We start from the raw sequence: 17,010 nt of genomic DNA on the forward strand, positions 1-17,010 counted from the left end.
TGAACAATGCGAGCCAACACCTGGATGGGCCGGACCCACCTCGAGGTCCGGGACGTGCCGGACCCGGAGATCCGCAACTCCGGCGACGCGATCGTGCGGGTCACCTCGACCGCGATCTGCGGCTCCGACCTGCACCTCTACGACGGGTTCATCCCGACCGTGCGCAAGGGCGACATCCTCGGCCACGAGTTCATGGGCGAGGTCGTCGAGGTGGGACCGCACGTCACGAAGCTCAAGCCCGGCGACCGGGTCGTCGTGCCGTTCCCGATCGCCTGCGGACACTGCCGGGCGTGCGAGCGCGGGCTGACGTCGCTGTGCGAGAACTCCAACCCGAACGCGGCGATCGCCGAGAAGCTGATGGGCCACTCGCCGTGCGGGATCTTCGGGTACTCCCACATGCTGGGCGGTTTCGCGGGCGGGCAGGCCGAGTACGTGCGGGTGCCCTTCGCCGACTTCGGCCCGCTCAAGATCCCCGACGGCATCCCGGACGAGCAGGTGCTGTTCCTGTCCGACATCCTGCCGACCGGCTACATGGGCGCGGAGATGTGCGACCTCAGCCCCGGTGACGTGGTCGCGGTGTGGGGCGCCGGTCCGGTCGGCCAGTTCGCCATCGCCAGTGCCCGGATGCTGGGCGCGGAACGGGTCGTCGCGATCGACCGGTTCGGCTACCGGCTGGACATGGCGCGGGAGCGGGCCGGCGCCACCGACGTGATCGACTACGCCGAGACGCCCGTGCTCGACGCGCTGGACGAGATCACCGCCGGGCGCGGGCCGGACGCCTGCATCGACTCGGTCGGCATGGAGTCGCACATCGACGTCGGCCCGCTGCGCGTGTACGACCGGGCCAAGCAGAGCGTCAAGGCCGAGACGGACCGCCCGCACGCCCTGCGCGAGGCGATCATGGCCTGCGCGAACGGCGGGGTCGTGTCCGTCATCGGGGTCTACGGCGGGTTCGTCGACAAGTTCCCGATGGGCGCGTTCATGAACAAGTCGCTGCGCATGCGCACCGGGCAGTGCCACGTGCACCGGTACCTGCGGCCGCTGATGAACCGCATCACGGCGGGCGAGATCGACCCGTCCTTCGTCATCACGCACCGCATGAAGCTCGGCGACGCGCCCAAGGCCTACCGGATGTTCCGGGACAAGAAGGACGGCTGCGAAAAGGTGGTGCTCACCCCATAGCGGGCGACCAGCCCAGCTCGGGGCCGAGCTTGGTCGCGATGTCGGTCAGGATCTGCACGTAGTCGGCGTGCTCGAAGGTGAACGGCAACGCGAAGGCGACCTCGTCGACCTCCCGGTAGGCGGCGTGCGCGTGCAGCCGCTCGGCGATCTCGGCCGAAGTGCCGACCAGGTCGGGCGCGAACATCAACCGCGCCGGGCCTTGCGGCGTGGCGGTGCGGGGCGTGCGTTTCGCCGCGTAGGCGGCGTACTTCGCGCGCTGTTCGGCGGTGGCCGAGTCGGTCGGGATGACCACCAGGCCCTGCGACACCCGCGCCCGGTCGCCGTCGGGGTGGTGGGCGCGGAACGCGCGGATGAGGGCGAGCTGGATCTCGGCGAAGTCCTCCGACTCCTCGGCCTTGACGACGCTGCTGGTCAGGAAGTTCATCCCGTTCTCGCCGGCCCAGCGCGCCGAGCCGAGGCTGCCGCCGCCGTACCAGAGGCGGCGGCCCAGGCCGGGGGAGTGCGGCTGGACGCGGTCGGAGTAGACCTCGAAACCCTCGGTGCCGCGGAACGTGCTGACCGGCTCGCCGCGGATCGCGTCGAGCAGGCGGCGGACGCGCTGGTGGCTGAAGTCCTCGGCGTCCGCGGTGTCCGGGTAGAGGGCGTCCTTGACGTGCTCCCAGTGCATCGGCGGGCCGACGGACAGGCCGGGGTTGAGGCGGCCGCCGGAGAGGATGTCGACGGTGGCGAGGTCCTCGGCGAGGCGGAGCGGGTTCTCCCAGCCCAGCGGGATGACCGCGGTGCCCAGCTCGATGCGGCGCGTGCGCTGCGAGGCGGCCGCGAGGAGCGCGACCGGCGAGGAGATGCCGAACTGCAGGTGCCGGTGCCGCACCCAGGCGCTGTCGAACCCGAGCTGCTCACCCAGCTCGATGATGCCGAGGGTGTTCTCGTGGCCGGCGCGCGGATCGGCTTCGTCGAACAGGCCGATGGTGAGGAAGCCCAGCTTCCGCAACGGTCGTGACACACGTCCTCCCGGGGTCCGTGATCACGATTCTGACAGGACGACCCGGGAGGATGTGCCGTTCCCAAGGGGTGGGCGCTAGCTCGCGGCCAGCAGCTCGGGCACCGGGGCGTAGGCGGCCAGCTCGTCGTGCAGGCCGGGCGCTTCCAGGACCTCCGGTTCGGGGCTGCCGGGCAGCTCACCGCCCAGCGCGCGCCGCACGAACGCGGCCACCACGCGGGGCGCGGGGACCACCTGGCCGCCCAGGTAACCGAGGACCAGCAGGTCCTCGCCGCAGCGGGCTTCCACCGCCACGGCCCAGCCGTAGCGTTCGTCCCACAGCAGCGCCACGTCGCGGTCGGGGAACGCGGGTACGTGCCCGTCGATCGCGATGTAGGCGCTCAGCGGCGCCTCCAGTTGCACGCAGGAGCCCTGCCCGCTCAAGCCGAGCATCTCCTCGATCAATCCGATGTACCGGCGCAGGCCCCGCGCCGTTCTGCTCTGCGGGTCGAGACCCGGGTTCGGGAACACCTGCCCTCACCTCCCGCGAATATCTATAGTGAGGACTGTAGATTGAGTCAAGCAGCGAAAGCAGATAGACTCGCCAAGTGGCTGTAGACAAGCTGGATGACGAGGACTACCCCGCCTGGACGATGGGTCAGGCGGCGGACGCGCTGGACGTGCAGCCGGCGTTCCTGCGCAGCCTCGACGCCGCCGAGGTCGTCCAGGCTCACCGCTCGTCGGGCGGCCACCGCCGCTACTCGCGCCGTCAGCTGCGGCTGGCCGCGCGGGTCCGCGAGCTGTTCGACGACGGGATGACCCTCGCGGCGGCGGAGCGGATCGTCCGGCTGGAGGACCAGCTGGCCGCCACGCGCGCCGAGAACGCGGAGCTGCGGCGCCGGCTGGGCGAGCAGAGCGAGACCGAACAGGAGGTTTGAGGGATGGCGCTGGAGAACGTCTGGATCCGCACGCTGGGCGACGGGCTGGTCCGGGCCGATCAGATCATCGGGATCTCCAACCACCGCACGCCCTCCGTGACGGGCAAACCCGGGCGCTGGCTGCTGACGGTGGCCCTGCCCGTGCCGACGGGCAGCGGGAGCGCCGACGGCTGGGGGCTGACGAACCTGCACCGCACGCTGGTGCAGACCGACCAGGAGGTGGCGGGCGCGCCGGACCGCCTGGCGCGGCTGCTGGCCCAGCTGGCCGCGGTCGACACGGCGGGCGTCATCACGGCGACCCCGTGCGGCCCCGACCGCAGCGACGTGCGGTTCGAGTTCAGCCGGTTCGACGCGGAGGTGCCCCCGGCGGCGGAGCCCCAGGCGGAGCAGGCCGTACCGGACGTGGTCGGCGTCCGCTGAGTCGTTCACCCGGACCACCGCGGCGCACTCGGCGTTCCGGATCGCCGCCGTGATCCCACGTACCCGCCGGGCGATGCCTGCTGCCCGGCGGGCGGTGCTCAGCGGCCCCGCCCGGCAGGGGGCCGCTGCTCGGTGGTGCCCGCTGCGCCGGCGCCCGGCCCGGCGGGCCGTGGTTCACCCGCCTCCGCGCGGGTAGCACTCGCCCATGGCGAGGAAACCACCGCCCGCTACCGCGGCCTCGAGCACCTGGACCGACGACGACAACGTCCGCCAGCCCGCCGGCGACGCCCACGCCTGGCTGCCCGGCACCAACCAGACCCTCTGCGGCCTCCCGCTGCACCGCGCCCGCCTGGGCCGCTTCCCCCACGTGCTGTGGATCGACACGCTCTGGCTCGCCGACACCTCGGCCCACCGGATCGCCCCGTGCCGCCGCTGCGTGGCCGCCGCGGGTGGACGCTCCGGGGCCCGCCGCTGGACGCGCGTCAACCCGCGTCCCTGAGCGCCTCCGCCACCGGCGGGTGGACGTTCAGAGCGGGCCCGTCACACCGCCGGGCGCGGGCCAAGCCGGCCAGCGCGGACACCGCCACCAGGCACACCCCGGCGGCGACGGCGAACGTCCCGAACACGGCGTGCGCACCGCCCGCCCCGATCGCCACGCCGCCCAGCGTCGGACCGAAGAACGCGCCGATGAACGACGTCCCGTTCGACCAGCCGAGCGCGGCGGCGCGGGCGGGCGCCGGGAACACCGACGACGCCGTGGTGTGCACCAGGTTCATCGTCGAGTGGCCGCCGATGCCCATCAGCGCGATGCACACCGCGGCGGTCACCGGCCCGGTCGGCAGGACGAGCATCCCGGCCAGGCCCGCGATCGTGCAGGTACCGGTGGCCACGGCGATCCGCGCGCTGCCGTGCCGGTCGGCGGCCCACGCGGTGACGAACGACCCGAGCACCGCCGCGCCGGTGAGCGCGAAGGTGAACAGAAGCGCGCTGCTGAGCGAGAACCCGAGGTCGATCATCGCCTGCGCGGCCCACACGTTGAGCCCCTGCCAGGCGACCATGTTCGCGATGACGGCGCCCGCGACGGCCAGCAGGATCCACTTGCGCCGCCCCGCGACCAGGGCCGCGAGCTTGCGCCGCCCGGTCCACGCCTGGCCGGCCGCGGCCCGCGCGGGGTCGGCCGGAACGTGGATCGGCGCCAGGACGGCGAAGATCAGCACGCTCAGCCCGGCGCCGGTGAAGAACAGCGCCCGCCAGCCGAACGCGGGCAGCACCGGGATCGCGAGCAGCGCGGCGACCACCCCGCCGAGCGGGATGCCGGCCATGGTGATGGTCACGACCAGCGAGGCCCGTCGCGCGGGGGCCTGGTCGCGGGCGATCGTCATCGCGGTGGTCAGCGCGGCGCCGACGCCGAGGCCGTTGAGCAGCCGGGCGAACGCGAGCATCGTGCCGCCCGTGGCGACGGCGAAGGCCAGTGAGCCGAGCCCGAAGACCACGATGCCGGTGGCCAGGGTGGTTTTCGCGGTGGTGCGCTCGGCCAGCGCCGGGGCCAGGAGGGCGCCGAGCACCGCGCCGAGGTAGACGACCCCGCCGATGAGGCCGGTCTGGCCGCCGGTGATGCCGAGGGCCGGGTCGGCGAGCAGCAACGGCACGACCGAGCCGTAGACGATGAGGTTGTAGCCCTCGATGACGGTGACGATCATGCAGACGGCGACGACGACGCGCCGGTGTGCCGCGGACGCCCCGGTGCGGGGCGGGTTGGCCAGCTTCATCGGTGTCCTCCGGGCGGGAGTGGTGGCCGTCCCAGGGTGCGGTGGCGGGGGCCGCGGCAGAACGGGTTCGTCCCGGTTCCCGGGACAGCTCCGGTGCCGGCGGTTCCACCGGTCGTGTCCGAGACGACCGGTCGCCCTTCTGTCCTTGATCTCCAGTGCGGGAGAAACCCATGTGGCGTGGGGCAACGGCGCCCCAACGACGCAACTCACCGTTCCAGCGCGGCCACCACGTCGATCTCCGGGTTGACGCGCCGCAGGCCGCGCACCGCGGTTTCGAACTTGGCCGCGAAGTCCTGGCTCGGCATCACCACGGCGACCGCCTGCCACATGCCGCCCGCGCCGAGCCGCGCCGTCGCCACCGCGGAGATCCCGCTGTCGTGCTCCTCCCGGTCCACCGCCACCCCGGCCCGGCGCACCCGCGCCAGCTCCGCCAGCAACGCGGCCCGCTCGGTCACCGTCGCCGGGGTGAACCGGTCCAGGCGCTCCGGCAGCAGCTCCGCCACCCGCGCGTCCGGCAGCTGCGCCAGCAGCACCTTGCCGATGCAGCTGGCGTGCAGCGAGAAGCTCTTGCCCACCTGCGTCACCCCGCGCAGCCGGGCCGGGGCGGCGATCTGGTCCACCACCACGACCTCCCGCCCGCTGAAGACGGCCAGCTCGACCCGCTCCCGCACCTCCCGCGCGAGCGCCACCAGATCGGGCCGGGTGGCGGCCAGCAGCCGCAGGTGGCTGTTCATCCCGAACTTCAGCAGCGCCGGCCCGAGCACGTACCCGGGCCGGTCCGGCTCCTGCGCCCGCACCACGTACAGCTCGCGCTCCAGGCTCCGCAGCACACGGTGCACGGTGGAGCGGGGGAGCCCGGTGCGCACCGCCAGCTCGGTGACGGTCAGCCCGCCCCGGCTCTCCGCCAGGGTGTCCAGCACCAGCGTCACGCGGGCGAGGTCGGCCATCTCACCGGGTCCAGGTCCGGGTCACGGTCAGCGCACGGACCCGCCACCCGTCCTCGGCCACGACCAGTGCGTACTCACCCAACGTGTGCAGCTCGGGATACGGCCGCAACACCCACCGGGTGTAGTGCGCACGCGCCGACCACAGCCCGTCACCCGCGGGTTCCACGATCAGATTGCTCACGTCGTGCCGGTGCGGCGCAGGATCCGTCCACAAGCGACCGAACAACTCCCGCGCGCCACCAGAACCGGCGCCCGGGAACACCACCCGCGCCGCGCCCAACAGCTCCACCACCGCGTCGACGTCCTTGCGGTCGGCGATCTCCACGTAGGTGTGCAGCACGTTGGCGACGTGGTGCCGGGCGGTCGCGCTCACGCCTGCCGGTCCTGCCAGGCCCGCACGTACGCGCGCCCGTAGTCGTTGCCGTGCGGCGTGCGCAGCACGGTGTGGATGTGGAACGGCTTCGGCGTGTCGTAGTCGAGGAAGACCCCGCAGTGGTGGTCCAGCTCGGCGATCACCACCGGTGACTGCACGCGGTAGTAGAACACGTCCCCCGGCTCGTGCCCGCCGATCCAGGAAAACCACGTCTCGTCCAGGAACGACCGCACCTCCCGCATCCGCGCCGCCCGCGGCCCCGTGGGCAGCAGCGACACGAACGACTCCACGATCGCCAGCACGATCTCCCGCGCCGCGGCCGGCATCTCCGCGACCCGGACGCCCTCGACCGGGATCACCCGGTTGTCCTGGAACGCGCCCGCCAGGTGCCGCTCGTCGCCGGGGTGCACGCGGCCGGGCGGCATCGCCGGGTCCACCATCCGCTCGTACACCACCGCGGCACGGCGCTGGTCGGCGGGGAGCGCGGCCATCAGGTCGGTGCCGAGCCGGATGCGGTCGGTGTAGGCGGTGGTGCCGACGTGCGGGCCCTCGTCGATCTCGTTCGGCTCGGCGCCGAGGAACACCGGGCTGACCACCATGCGTCCCGCCACCACCAGGCAGTTGACCGCGCAGTGGTGCCCGAACAGCTGCCAGCCCCACGGCTCCACCGGGTCCGGCTCGCCGTAGAGCGCGACGTTGTAGCTGAACTCGTTGAGGATGCTCTCCAGCCCCACGACCTCGCCGAGGAAGCCGTTGATGCGCATCATGTCGTGCACCAGCCGGAACCCCTCCGGGCTCAGCGACGCCCGCACCAGCTCCAGGGCGGCGCGCTGCACATCCGGCGGCTGGAACTCCAGCCGGATCCCGGTGTCGAACTGCATGAACTCCGGGTTGGCCCAGGTCTGCCACTCGACCGCGTCCACCGCGTACCGCAGCCGGCCGCGGCTCTCCTCGTCCAGCGCCGCCTCCAGCGCCCGGGCGGCGGCGATCATCGCCTCCACCGGCGCCTCCTCACCGGGCCGGGCGGGTTCGAACGGGTGGACGTCCGGGCGCAGCGTGCCGTCCTCGGTGACGCCGCGGAACTCCTGCAGCTGCAACGGTTTCCAGCCGCGGATCAGGCCGCCGGTGAAGGGGTCCTCCTTCGCGGCCTCGCGGTAGGCGTAGGCGTCCATCCCCTTGATGCCGGTGATGCGCGGGGAGCCCGGCGGGAACAGGTAACGGCGGAACTCGGCCACGGTGCCTCCTCAGTCTGTGGTGTTGTGCCGGGCGACGGCGGCGCGGACGGCCGCCTCGTCACCGGAAGCGATGGCGTCGACCAGGTCGACGTGGACCTGCAGCCGCCGCGCCCGGTAGGCCTCGGCGTCGGTGTCGCCCAGGTGCGGTGCGGTGCTGGACAGGTGCCCGAGCGTGCCCAGGTAGACCGCGCGGGCCATGGCGTTGGGGCACAGCGCGGCGATCTCCTCGTGCAGCGCCCAGTTCGCGCGGACGAACTCCTCCCACGTGGGCGCCGCGGCCATCGCGTCGAGGCGGGCGCGCGGGCGGGGGATGTCGTCCGGCGTGCGGCAGCGGGCCGCGCCGACGTCGATCAGCTCCTCGAGGTGGTTGCGCAGCTCGACGGCGTCGGCCACGGACGAGGGGTCCTCGCGGACGCCGAGCAGCGTGTGCCGCATCCGCACCACCGGGCCCTGGTCGGCGACGAACAACCCGCCGCCGCGGCCCGGCCGGATCGCCAGCACCCCGCGGTCGCGCAGGAGCCGGATGGCCTCGCTGACGGTGGCCCGCGCCAGCCCCGACTCCCGGCGGATCTCCTCGATCGTGCCCACCGGGTCGCCCGGCGCGAGCCCGCGGATCCGCTCCTCGAGCAGGGCGGCGAGCTGCTCGGCGCGGGTGCGCCCGAGTCCCGTCAGGTTCGTCATAGTGCTATTCAACCATAAAGGTTCTAACCTTTAGGAAGTTTTCTGGACCGAAGGAGCAACGATGCGGATCGTGGGAGTGGCGCGCGGCGCCGGTGTCGAGGTCGCGAGCCTGGCCGAGGACGGGTCGGTGACCGTGATCGCCGGGCTCGAGGAGTTCTGGTCCGACCCGGAGGGCTTCCTGGCGCGCCCGCCGTCCGGCGAGACGCTGACGGACGCGCGGTTCGTGCCGCCGGTGCTGCCTGGGGCGCGGGTGATCTGCATCGGGCTGAACTATCTCGAGCACGTCGCCGAGGGCTCCTACCGCGACGCCGAGCTGCCCGAGTACCCGACGCTGTTCGCGCGCTGGACCCAGTCGCTGACCGTGGACGGCGCGGAGATCCCGGTCCCGGCGGACGAGGACGGGCTGGACTGGGAGGGGGAGATCGTCGCGTGGGTCGGCCGGCCGCTGGTCGACGCCTCGCCGGAGGAGGCGCTCGCCGCGGTGGTCGGGTACTCGGCGTTCAACGACGTCACCGCGCGGCGCGCGCAGAAGCTGACCTCGCAGTGGATCCTCGGCAAGAACGCCGACTCCTCCGGGCCACTCGGCCCGATGGTGCCGGCCGCGGAGGTCGGCGACCTGCGCGACGGGCTGCGGGTGCGCACGCGGGTCAACGGCGAGACCGTGCAGGACGGCAACACCACCGAGATGGTCTACACCGTCGGTGAGACCCTGGCGCACATCTCACGGACGTTCACCGTCCGGCCCGGCGACCTGCTCGCCACCGGCACGCCGTCGGGCGTCGGCTACGCGCGCACGCCGCGATGGCTGCTCCAGCCGGGTGACGTGGTCGAGGTCGAGGTCGACCGGCTGGGCGTCCTGCGCAACACGATCGTGGACGGCAAGCAGCGGCTGCTGTCCCGGGAACCGGGACGCGAAGGGGCCGCTTGACCCGGTCCCGCACCTATCTTCGCCCGGTCAGGTCAGAAGAGACCGGGAGGTCGACGTGGACTTCGACGTCGCAGTCATCGGCTACGGGCCGGTGGGCAAGCTGCTGGCGATCCAGCTGGGCCGGCGCGGGCACCGGGTGGTCGTCCTCGACCGCAACGAGGCCGACTACCCGCTGCCCCGCGCGGTGACGCACTGCTCGGACTTCGCGCGGATCCTGCAGTCGGTGGGGCTGCCGCCGTCGGCGATCCCGGACATCACCGAGCCCTACGACGACCTGTACGTGTGGCGCAACGGCGACGGCGAGACGCTGGTCGAGGTCGACTGGAGCGGGCGCGGCGAATCCGGCTGGTACAACACGTACTTCTTCAGCCAGCCCGCGCTGGAGGCCCGGCTGGACTCGATCATCCGCGGCCTGCCGTCGGTGCGCGTGCTGCGCGGCTGGGAGGCGACCGGCGTGGACGCGGCCACCGGGGTGGTTTCGGCGTGCCGGGGGAGCGAGCGGCTCGTGGTGTCGGCGTCCTGGGTGGTCGGCGCGGACGGGGCGAACAGCCGCGTCCGCGGGTGGGCCGGGATCGGCTGGCACGACGAGGGGTACTTCCACGACTGGCTGGTGGTCGACGTCAAACCCCGGCCGGAGCTGCGTTTCCCGCACATCGCCACGCAGTCCTGCGACGTGCGGCGGCCCTCGACGATGGTGCCGGGCGGGCCCGGGCGGCGGCGGTGGGAATTCATGCGGCTGCCGCACGAGTCCAAACAGGACCTGAACTGCGTGGAGAAGGCGTGGGAACTGCTCGCGCCGCACGGGATCACGCCCGAGAACGCCGAGCTGGACCGGCACTCGACCTACACCTTCCAGGCCGGCTGGGCGCGGCGGTGGCGGGCCGGCCGGGTGCTGCTGGCCGGGGACGCGGCGCACCTGATGCCGCCGTTCGCCGGGCAGGGGCTCGGCGCGGGGGTGCGGGACGTGATGAACCTCGGGTGGAAGCTGGACCTGGTGCTGCGCGGCCTGGCGGGGGCGGAGCTGCTGGACACCTACGGCAGTGAGCGTCTGCACCACGCACGGGCGTTCGTGCGGTTCTCGGTGGAGCTGGGGAAGGTCATCTGCATCGCCGACCCGGCGGAGGCCGCGGAACGGGACCGCCGGATGATCGCGTCCCGCGCGGCGGGCGGCAAGCCCCCGGCGCCCCCGCGGCCGGGGCTGGGGCCGGGCGTGCACACCGGCCCCGCGGGCGGCGGCCTGGCGCTGCAGGGCCGCGTGTCGGTGGGTGGCAGATCCGGCCTGTTCGACGACGTCTTCGGCGGCCCGGGAGCGCTGATCACCCGTGAACCGTGTGTGGTGGACGGCTTGGCGGAGCTGGACATCCCGGTGGTCGCGTTGAGCGAGGTGACCGATGTGGACGGCACCTACACCCGCTGGCTGTCCGAACTGGACGCTCCTGCGGTGCTGATCCGGCCGGACTTCCACGTCTTCGGCACCGGCGAACCGGAGTGGCTCGCCGCGGAGTTCGTCGCGGCGGTTCAGGGTCGCCGCAGGCCCATGCCCCGCGAGATCGCCAGCGCCGTCGCGCGCACGACCTGCTCGTAGGCCCGCGGCCGCGCCGCCCCGGCCGGCACCACCACCGACACCGCCGCGACGAGCGTGCCCGTGTGGTCGTGGATCGGCGCGGCCACCGACGACACCGGCGCCGGCTTGCGGCGGTCGAAGATCGCCATGCCCTGGCGCCGCGTGTCGGCCAGGCGACGGCGCAACTTGACGCCCTCCGCGGCGGACAGCTCCGCGAACCGCTCCTCCAGAAGCTCCGGCGGCGCGCCCGACAGCAGCACGATCCCGACCCCCGTGTCGTGCAAGGGAAGCCGCCCGCCAACCCGGTACGCGATCTCCACCGCGCCACGCGTCGACAGCCGCTCCACCAGCAGCGCCTCGGCGCCGTCCCGCACCGCGAGCAGCACGTGCTGCCGCGTCACCTCGTGCAGGTCCTCCAGGTAGGGCAGCGCGACCTCCCGCAACCCGTGACTGCGCGGCGCCAGCGACGCGATCTCGAACAGCCGCAGGCCCACCACGTACCGGCCGCGCTCGTCCCGTTCCAGCGCGCCCCACTCCCGCAACCGCGCCGCCAGCCGCACCGCGGTGCTGCGCGGCACGCCCGCCCGGCGGCTCAGGTCCGCCAGGCCCAGCGCGCGGTGCTCCTCGTCGAACGCGGCCAGCAGCGACAGCGCCCGGTCCACCACCGGCGCGCCGCTCTTCGGCCGCTTGCCACGTCGCGCGACCGGGGGTTCGCCATCCATCCGTCGAGTCTGACAGACCCAACCAATGGAACGCGCGCTGTCCCGCCGGAACCGACCGCCCGATACTGGGGCGCACCGGACCACCGCCGATCCGAACGAGGTGATCATGACCCGCCGCACACTCGAGTACGCCGCGGTCCCGGGGTTCCGGCCGCTGCTGCTGGACCTCCACCGCGGGCAGACACCGGGGCCGGCGCCCCTCGTGGTGTTCGTGCACGGCGGCGGCTGGCGCGTCGGCAGCCGGGAGAGCTTCGGCCCGATGTTCGCGGACTGGTCGCCCAGCCCGTTCGAGCGGCTCGCCGACGCCGGGTTCGCCGTGGCGAGCGTGGACTACCGGCTCACCGGCGAGGCGCCGTTCCCCGCCCAGCTCGACGACGTGTCCGCCGCCTTCGCCTGGCTACGCGACCACGCCGGCGAACTGGACCTGGACACCGACCGGATCGTCGTGTGGGGCGAGTCAGCCGGCGGGCACCTCGCCGCGCTGGCCGGGCTGCGAGAGCCGGGCGTGGTCGCGGTCGTCGACTGGTACGGCCCCGCCGACCTGACCGCGCTGGAGGCGGACCTGGCCGAGGCCGGACTGGTCGCCCAGCCCGCGCCGGGATCCATCGAGACCCGCGAGGCACTGCTGCTCCGCGACGCCTCCCCGGCCGACGCCAGCCCGGTCACGCACGTCCACACCGGAGCACCGCCTTTCCTGCTTCTGCACGGGAAATCCGACCGGTTCGTCCCGTGCGCCCAGTCGCGGCGGCTGGCCGAGGCGCTCACCGCGGCCGGCTCCGAAGTGGACCTTCGGCTGTTCGACGGCGCCGACCACATGTGGCTCGGCAATGCCGATCTCGCCGCCACCGCCTTCGACCTCTCACTCGAATTCGCCCGTACTCACTGCTTTGGGGGACACGTTGCCTGATCACTTTCCGGTTCTCATCGCGGGCGGCGGCCCCAGCGGGCTCGCCGTCGCGATCGAGCTGGGCCGCGCGGACATCCCGTGCCTGCTGGTCGAACCCCGCGAGACCGTCACCGGCGACCGGCCGCGCGCCAAGACGACCAGCGCCCGCACGATGGAGCTGCTGCGCCGCTGGGGACTGGCCGACCGGGTCCGCGCGGCCGCGCCGCTGCCCGTGTCGCACGCGCAGGACGTGGTGTTCTGCACCAGCCTCACCGGGCACGAGATCACCCGGTTCCCCAACGCGTTCGCGATGCACGCGGGGCGGCGGGACGAGTTCGCCGAGTGCGGCCAGCAGATCCCGCAGCCGATCGTGGAGCAGGTGCTGCGCGAGGCGGTCGCGGAACTGCCGTCGGTGCGGACCCGCTTCGGCTGGCGGCTGGTGTCCGCCGAGGACGGTGCCGCCGGGGTCCGGGCGTCGATCGCCGGGCCGGACGGCGCGGTCCGCGAGGTGACGGCCGACTACCTGATCGGCTGCGACGGGGCCGGCGGCATCACGCGGGACGTGATCGGCGCGCGGTACTCCGGCGGGAGCGGTGAGCTGCCCAACCTGAACATCACCTTCCGCGCGCCCGCCCTGACCGACGAGACGGTGTGCGCACGGGCGGTCCACTACTGGGTGCTCGGCGCCGAGCTCGGCGGGATCGTCGGGCGGATGGACACCGACGGCACGTGGTGGGCGATCGCGCAGGGCGTGGACGTTCGGGACGGCGACGTCGACCCGGCCGCTCTGGTGCGGCGGCTCATCGGGGCGGAGGTCGAGGTCGAGGTGCAGGCGACCGATCCCTGGGTGGCGCGGATGCTGCTGGTGGACCGGTATCGCGGGGAGCGCACGTTCCTGGTCGGCGACGCGGCGCACCTGAACCCGCCGTGGGGCGGGCACGGGTACAACACGTGCGTCGGGGACGCGGTGAACCTGGCGTGGAAGCTGGTCGCGGTGCTGCGCGGCTGGGCCGGACCGGCGCTGCTGGACAGCTACGAGCCGGAGCGGCGCCCGGTGGCGCGGCAGACGATCGCGGACGCGGCGGCGCAGGAGAACCACCTGGCGCGGGCGTTCGCGCACCCCGACATCGACGCCGCGACCCCGGCGGGCGCGGCGCGGCGGGCTCGCGTCGCCGAGGCGCTGTCCGCCAAACGCGGCGAGTTCCACAGCCTCGGCCTGGTGCTCGGCTACCACTACGCCGGCTCGCCGATCGTCGTGGACGACGGCTCGCCGGTGCCCGCGCACGAACCGCTGACCTACCACGGCTCGGCGCGCCCGGGAACGCGCCTGCCGCACCGGTGGCTGCCGGACGGTTCGTCGCTGTTCGACCACCTCGGACCGGGCTTCACCCTCCTGCGTCTGGATCCGGTGCCGGTGGAGTCCTTTGTGGAGTCGGCCCGTGCCCGTGGCCTGCCGCTGACGGTGCTGGACCTGCCCGGGCTGCCCGGCAAGGACTCCTACGGCGCCCCGCTGCTACTGATCCGCCCCGACCAGCACATAGCCTGGCGCGGCACCACCCCGACCGCCGAGGTCCTCGACATCGCCCGCGGCGCGCACGCCGCTGTGCTCAGCCGCTGATCTTCCCCCGCTCCCCGTCTCAGTGTGGAGGCACCTTGAGCATCGAACCCACCGCCGCGCGCGCAGCCTTCGGGGGCGGCTCTTTTCGTCCGGGTGCGCGCGGGCGAGATGGGCGTTCCCTGCGAGGCCGCATAGTCACGATCGCCAAGGGATGTGGGCGTTACCGCCGCACCTGCCACCCATGACGCGGCTCCGCTCGCCTGGGCCCGGCCGGCTGCGCCGCTTGCCAACCGCGCCACGTGCTTGCTCCCTCCATCCCCTCCTGTCCGCTCCCCGTCTCAGTGTGGAGGCACCTTGAGCATCGAACCCACGGCCGCGCGCGCCACCGACGCCGCGGCCCTCCTCGCCCGCGTCGAGCGGATTCCGCTGACCCGCTACCACCTCCGGGTGGCCTCGATACTGGGCGTCGGCACGTTCTTCGACTCCTTCGACGCCCTCATCCTGTCCGTCGCGCTCACCGCGGTCCTCACCACGCTCGGCGCGCCGCTCTCGGTCGCCGGGACGCTCATCGCCGTCGGGTACGTCGGCCAGATCGCCGGCGCCATCCTCTTCGGCGTCATCAGCGAACGCTACGGCCGCAAGACCGCCTTCGTCGCCGCCTCCGCCCTGTTCGGCCTCCTCGCGCTGGCCTCGGCCATCGCCTGGAACGTCGAAAGCCTGATGGCCTTCCGCCTCATCCAGGGCATCGGCCTGGGCGCCGAAGTGCCCGTCGCCGCGACGATCTTCAACGAGTTCGTCCGCGCCCGCGCCCGCGGCCGGATCGTGCTCGTCTACGAAAGCCTCTTCGTGTGGGGCATCCTCGGCGCCACGCTCGTCGGCGCGCTGTTCCTGTCCGTGTTCCCGCCCGAGGACGCCTGGCGCTGGCTGTTCGTGATCTCCGGCGTCCCGGTGCTCACCGCGGTGTGGGCGCACTTCCGCCTGCCCGAGTCGCCGCGCCACCTCATCCACCGCGGCGACCTGGCAGCCGCCACCGAGATCGTCGAGGCGATGGAGGCCAGCGCCCGCCGCGGCGGCCGCATCCTGGAAGAACCGCACAAACCCGCCGACGTGCGGCCCGAGCCGCCCACCCGCTTCGGTGAGCTGTTCTCCCGCGACTACCGCGGCCGCACGCTCACCCTGTGGTGCATCTGGTTCACCACGTTCCTGCCGCTGGGCGGGTTCACGTCCTGGATGCCGACGCTGCTGGTCCGCGTCGGCCACCTCACCCCGGCCGTCGCGTCCCTGCTCACCGGCGGCATCGTGGTCGGCAACCTCATCGCCCTCTACGTCAGCGCGTCCTCTTTGGACAAGCTGGGCCGCCGGTTCTGGTTCGCCGCCGGGTACGGGCTGGCCCTGGCCGGCAGCGTCGGCGGCGTGCTGCTCGGCTCGACCGGCTGGGTGGCGCTGTTCGTGTGCGGCGCGCTGGTGCTGTTCGGCGTGAACATCAACGCGCCACTGGCCTACCTCTACACCGCCGAGCTCTACCCGACGCGGATGCGCGCCTGGGCCACGATGGTCGGCAGCACGATGCGCAACCTCGCGTCGGTCATCGCGCCGATCACCATCGGCCTGCTGCTCGGCGCCGCCACCGGAGTCGTGTGGAGCTTCGCGCTGACCGCCGCCGTGCTGTTGATCGGGCTGCTGGTCGTGCTCCGCTTCGGCATCGAGACCAAGCAGCGGCGGCTGGAGGAGCTGGCGCGATGACCCGGTCAGGAGGGCGGGCGGTCCCAGTCGGCGTGCAGCGCCGCGCGCAGGGCCCGCACCGGTTCACGCCCGATCCGGCGCGCCAGCGCCGCCTCGGCCCGGCGCAGGATGCCGACCGCGGTCCGGTGCGTCCGCTCGCCCTCCGCGGTGCGCCGCACCAGGCGCTGCCGTCCGGACGAGGGGTCCGGCACCTGTTCCAGCAGCCCGAGCCGGGTCAGCGCCTGGACGGCCTGGTGCGCCGTCTGCCGGGTCACGCCCATGCGGCGGGCCAGTTCGGACACCGTCGTGCCGCCCGCGTCGAGCACCGCGAACAGCCCGACCTGGGTGCCCGACACCGGCGCCGCGCCCGCCCGGGCCAGCCCGGCGATCAGGGCCTCGTCGAACCACCGCCGTGCCTCGCCGAGCGACTGGGCGAGTGTGGGTTCTTGTTGCACCACAACAGGATATATGTCAGGCTGCCTGACGAAAGCACCGACCGGGAGACATCATGACGGCAGAGTTCGCCACCCCCTACCGCCGCGCGTCGCGCATCCCCGCCGAGCCGGGCAAGCCGTACTTCATCGAAAAGGGCGAGGGCGACCGCGCCCACCTCTTCGGCGACCTGTTCACCATCTACGCGGGCGGCGAGCAGACCGAGGGCACGTTCAACTTCTTCACCTGCGAGGGCCCGAAGGGCGACATCATCCCGGCCCACCTGCACCCCGACACCTACGAGGTGTTCTACGTGACGGCCGGCGCGGTGCGGCTGTTCGTCGAAGACACCGAGGGCAACCAGCAGGAGAAGCTGCTCACCCCCGGCGACTTCGGGTTCGTGCCGAAGAACTGCCCGCACGCCTACCAGATGGAACGGCACCACAGCATGGTCGTCGGCGTGGCCGCCGGTCCGGGCGGGACGTTCGAGCGGTTCTTCGAAAACCTCGGCGTCCCGGCCGAGGAACTGGGGCTGCCGAAGGTGCCCGCGGTGCCGGAGCCGCACAAGTTCGGCACCGTGCCGCAGCGCTACGACGTGAAGTTCCTCCCGGAGCACCGCTGGCACACCACGCCCTGACGGCGCCTGTACCGTGGGCCCATCCCGCGCCCGCTGC

General features: G+C 73.1%; 19 protein-coding genes. 10 read left to right on the forward strand and 9 right to left on the reverse strand.

The window, feature by feature from the left end:
* Positions 1-6: 6 nt before the first annotated feature.
* Positions 7-1,182, forward strand: a complete 1,176-nt coding sequence (locus tag IE290_RS30565) for a zinc-dependent alcohol dehydrogenase (RefSeq protein WP_191248169.1) — start codon at positions 7-9, stop codon at positions 1,180-1,182.
* On the opposite strand, the gene IE290_RS30570 is transcribed toward IE290_RS30565, so the two are convergent.
* Positions 1,172-2,185: an LLM class flavin-dependent oxidoreductase gene (locus IE290_RS30570; RefSeq protein WP_191248170.1), complete on the reverse strand. Its 1,014-nt coding sequence runs from the start codon at positions 2,183-2,185 to the stop codon at positions 1,172-1,174. The genes IE290_RS30565 and IE290_RS30570 overlap by 11 nt on opposite strands.
* 75 nt (positions 2,186-2,260) lie before the next feature.
* Positions 2,261-2,692 (reverse strand): DUF6292 family protein, encoded by a 432-nt coding sequence (locus tag IE290_RS30575; RefSeq protein WP_191248171.1) that lies wholly within the window; start codon positions 2,690-2,692, stop codon positions 2,261-2,263.
* Positions 2,693-2,814: 122 nt separating this feature from the next.
* Between IE290_RS30575 and IE290_RS30580 the strand changes: the two genes are divergently transcribed.
* The 3 genes from IE290_RS30580 (at position 2,815) to IE290_RS30590 (ending at position 4,018) form a co-directional block, all read left to right on the forward strand.
* The gene (locus IE290_RS30580; RefSeq protein ID WP_191248259.1) at positions 2,815-3,099 is read left to right on the forward strand and encodes a helix-turn-helix domain-containing protein; all 285 of its coding nucleotides are present in this window, start codon (positions 2,815-2,817) and stop codon (positions 3,097-3,099) included.
* A 3-nt stretch (positions 3,100-3,102) separates the two neighbouring features.
* Positions 3,103-3,519 carry a hypothetical protein gene (locus IE290_RS30585; RefSeq protein WP_191248172.1) on the forward strand — a complete coding sequence of 139 codons (417 nt, stop codon included), beginning with the start codon at positions 3,103-3,105 and terminating at the stop codon, positions 3,517-3,519.
* A gap of 205 nt (positions 3,520-3,724) precedes the next feature.
* Positions 3,725-4,018 (forward strand): hypothetical protein, encoded by a 294-nt coding sequence (locus IE290_RS30590; RefSeq protein WP_191248173.1) that lies wholly within the window; start codon positions 3,725-3,727, stop codon positions 4,016-4,018.
* Here the strand turns inward: IE290_RS30590 and IE290_RS30595 are convergent.
* The 5 genes from IE290_RS30595 to IE290_RS30615 form a co-directional block, all read right to left on the reverse strand.
* Positions 4,002-5,288, reverse strand: coding sequence for an MFS transporter (locus IE290_RS30595; protein ID WP_229874818.1), 1,287 nt, complete (start codon positions 5,286-5,288; stop codon positions 4,002-4,004). The genes IE290_RS30590 and IE290_RS30595 overlap by 17 nt on opposite strands.
* A 206-nt stretch (positions 5,289-5,494) precedes the next feature.
* The gene (locus IE290_RS30600; RefSeq protein ID WP_191248174.1) at positions 5,495-6,235 is read right to left on the reverse strand and encodes an IclR family transcriptional regulator; all 741 of its coding nucleotides are present in this window, start codon (positions 6,233-6,235) and stop codon (positions 5,495-5,497) included.
* Between the two features lies 1 nt (position 6,236).
* Positions 6,237-6,608, reverse strand: coding sequence for a nuclear transport factor 2 family protein (locus IE290_RS30605; RefSeq protein WP_229874819.1), 372 nt, complete (start codon positions 6,606-6,608; stop codon positions 6,237-6,239).
* A complete protein-coding gene (locus IE290_RS30610) occupies positions 6,605-7,843 on the reverse strand; it encodes a DUF3500 domain-containing protein (RefSeq protein ID WP_229874820.1) in 1,239 nt (412 codons plus the stop codon). The genes IE290_RS30605 and IE290_RS30610 overlap by 4 nt, the downstream gene beginning before the upstream one ends.
* Before the next feature lie 9 nt (positions 7,844-7,852).
* Complete coding sequence (locus tag IE290_RS30615; RefSeq protein WP_191248175.1) at positions 7,853-8,524, reverse strand: FadR/GntR family transcriptional regulator; 672 nt, start codon at positions 8,522-8,524, stop codon at positions 7,853-7,855.
* A gap of 61 nt (positions 8,525-8,585) precedes the next feature.
* On the opposite strand from IE290_RS30615, the gene IE290_RS30620 reads away from it, so the two are divergent.
* Positions 8,586-9,452 carry a fumarylacetoacetate hydrolase family protein gene (locus tag IE290_RS30620; RefSeq protein WP_191248176.1) on the forward strand — a complete coding sequence of 289 codons (867 nt, stop codon included), beginning with the start codon at positions 8,586-8,588 and terminating at the stop codon, positions 9,450-9,452.
* A gap of 55 nt (positions 9,453-9,507) precedes the next feature.
* Positions 9,508-11,037, forward strand: coding sequence for a bifunctional 3-(3-hydroxy-phenyl)propionate/3-hydroxycinnamic acid hydroxylase MhpA (mhpA, locus tag IE290_RS30625; RefSeq protein WP_191248177.1), 1,530 nt, complete (start codon positions 9,508-9,510; stop codon positions 11,035-11,037).
* Here the strand turns inward: mhpA and IE290_RS30630 are convergent.
* The gene (locus IE290_RS30630) at positions 10,971-11,738 is read right to left on the reverse strand and encodes an IclR family transcriptional regulator (protein ID WP_191248178.1); all 768 of its coding nucleotides are present in this window, start codon (positions 11,736-11,738) and stop codon (positions 10,971-10,973) included. The genes mhpA and IE290_RS30630 overlap by 67 nt on opposite strands.
* A gap of 106 nt (positions 11,739-11,844) precedes the next feature.
* On the opposite strand from IE290_RS30630, the gene IE290_RS30635 reads away from it, so the two are divergent.
* From IE290_RS30635 to IE290_RS30645, 3 genes are all read left to right on the forward strand, one after another.
* A complete protein-coding gene (locus tag IE290_RS30635; RefSeq protein ID WP_191248179.1) occupies positions 11,845-12,645 on the forward strand; it encodes an alpha/beta hydrolase in 801 nt (266 codons plus the stop codon).
* The gene (locus tag IE290_RS30640) at positions 12,638-14,242 is read left to right on the forward strand and encodes an FAD-dependent monooxygenase (protein ID WP_229874821.1); all 1,605 of its coding nucleotides are present in this window, start codon (positions 12,638-12,640) and stop codon (positions 14,240-14,242) included. Before IE290_RS30635 ends, IE290_RS30640 begins: the two co-directional genes overlap by 8 nt.
* 294 nt (positions 14,243-14,536) lie before the next feature.
* Positions 14,537-15,925: an MFS transporter gene (locus IE290_RS30645; RefSeq protein ID WP_191248181.1), complete on the forward strand. Its 1,389-nt coding sequence runs from the start codon at positions 14,537-14,539 to the stop codon at positions 15,923-15,925.
* A gap of 5 nt (positions 15,926-15,930) precedes the next feature.
* Here IE290_RS30645 and IE290_RS30650 read toward each other — a convergent pair whose 3' ends face one another.
* Positions 15,931-16,359, reverse strand: coding sequence for a MarR family winged helix-turn-helix transcriptional regulator (locus IE290_RS30650; RefSeq protein ID WP_191248182.1), 429 nt, complete (start codon positions 16,357-16,359; stop codon positions 15,931-15,933).
* Between the two features lie 53 nt (positions 16,360-16,412).
* On the opposite strand from IE290_RS30650, the gene IE290_RS30655 reads away from it, so the two are divergent.
* Complete coding sequence (locus tag IE290_RS30655; protein WP_191248183.1) at positions 16,413-16,973, forward strand: quercetin 2,3-dioxygenase; 561 nt, start codon at positions 16,413-16,415, stop codon at positions 16,971-16,973.
* The last annotated feature ends 37 nt before the right edge of the window (positions 16,974-17,010 follow it).

It is taken from the genome of Amycolatopsis deserti, from assembly GCF_014653945.1.
In the GTDB taxonomy this organism is placed as follows: Bacteria; Actinomycetota; Actinomycetes; order Mycobacteriales; family Pseudonocardiaceae; genus Amycolatopsis_E; species Amycolatopsis_E deserti.

What these genes read in the sequence shown, in the direction of transcription:
- IE290_RS30565 (WP_191248169.1), top strand. Translation starts at nt 7, where the DNA reads ATGCGAGCCAACACCTGGATGGGCCGGACCCACCTCGAGGTCCGGGAC.
- IE290_RS30580 (WP_191248259.1), top strand. Translation starts at nt 2,815, where the DNA reads ATGGGTCAGGCGGCGGACGCGCTGGACGTGCAGCCGGCGTTCCTGCGC.
- IE290_RS30585 (WP_191248172.1), top strand. Translation starts at nt 3,103, where the DNA reads ATGGCGCTGGAGAACGTCTGGATCCGCACGCTGGGCGACGGGCTGGTC.
- IE290_RS30590 (WP_191248173.1), top strand. Translation starts at nt 3,725, where the DNA reads ATGGCGAGGAAACCACCGCCCGCTACCGCGGCCTCGAGCACCTGGACC.
- IE290_RS30595 (WP_229874818.1), bottom strand. Translation starts at nt 5,288, where the DNA reads ATGAAGCTGGCCAACCCGCCCCGCACCGGGGCGTCCGCGGCACACCGG.
- IE290_RS30600 (WP_191248174.1), bottom strand. Translation starts at nt 6,235, where the DNA reads ATGGCCGACCTCGCCCGCGTGACGCTGGTGCTGGACACCCTGGCGGAG.
- IE290_RS30615 (WP_191248175.1), bottom strand. Translation starts at nt 8,524, where the DNA reads ATGACGAACCTGACGGGACTCGGGCGCACCCGCGCCGAGCAGCTCGCC.
- IE290_RS30620 (WP_191248176.1), top strand. Translation starts at nt 8,586, where the DNA reads ATGCGGATCGTGGGAGTGGCGCGCGGCGCCGGTGTCGAGGTCGCGAGC.
- IE290_RS30630 (WP_191248178.1), bottom strand. Translation starts at nt 11,738, where the DNA reads ATGGATGGCGAACCCCCGGTCGCGCGACGTGGCAAGCGGCCGAAGAGC.
- IE290_RS30635 (WP_191248179.1), top strand. Translation starts at nt 11,845, where the DNA reads ATGACCCGCCGCACACTCGAGTACGCCGCGGTCCCGGGGTTCCGGCCG.
- IE290_RS30655 (WP_191248183.1), top strand. Translation starts at nt 16,413, where the DNA reads ATGACGGCAGAGTTCGCCACCCCCTACCGCCGCGCGTCGCGCATCCCC.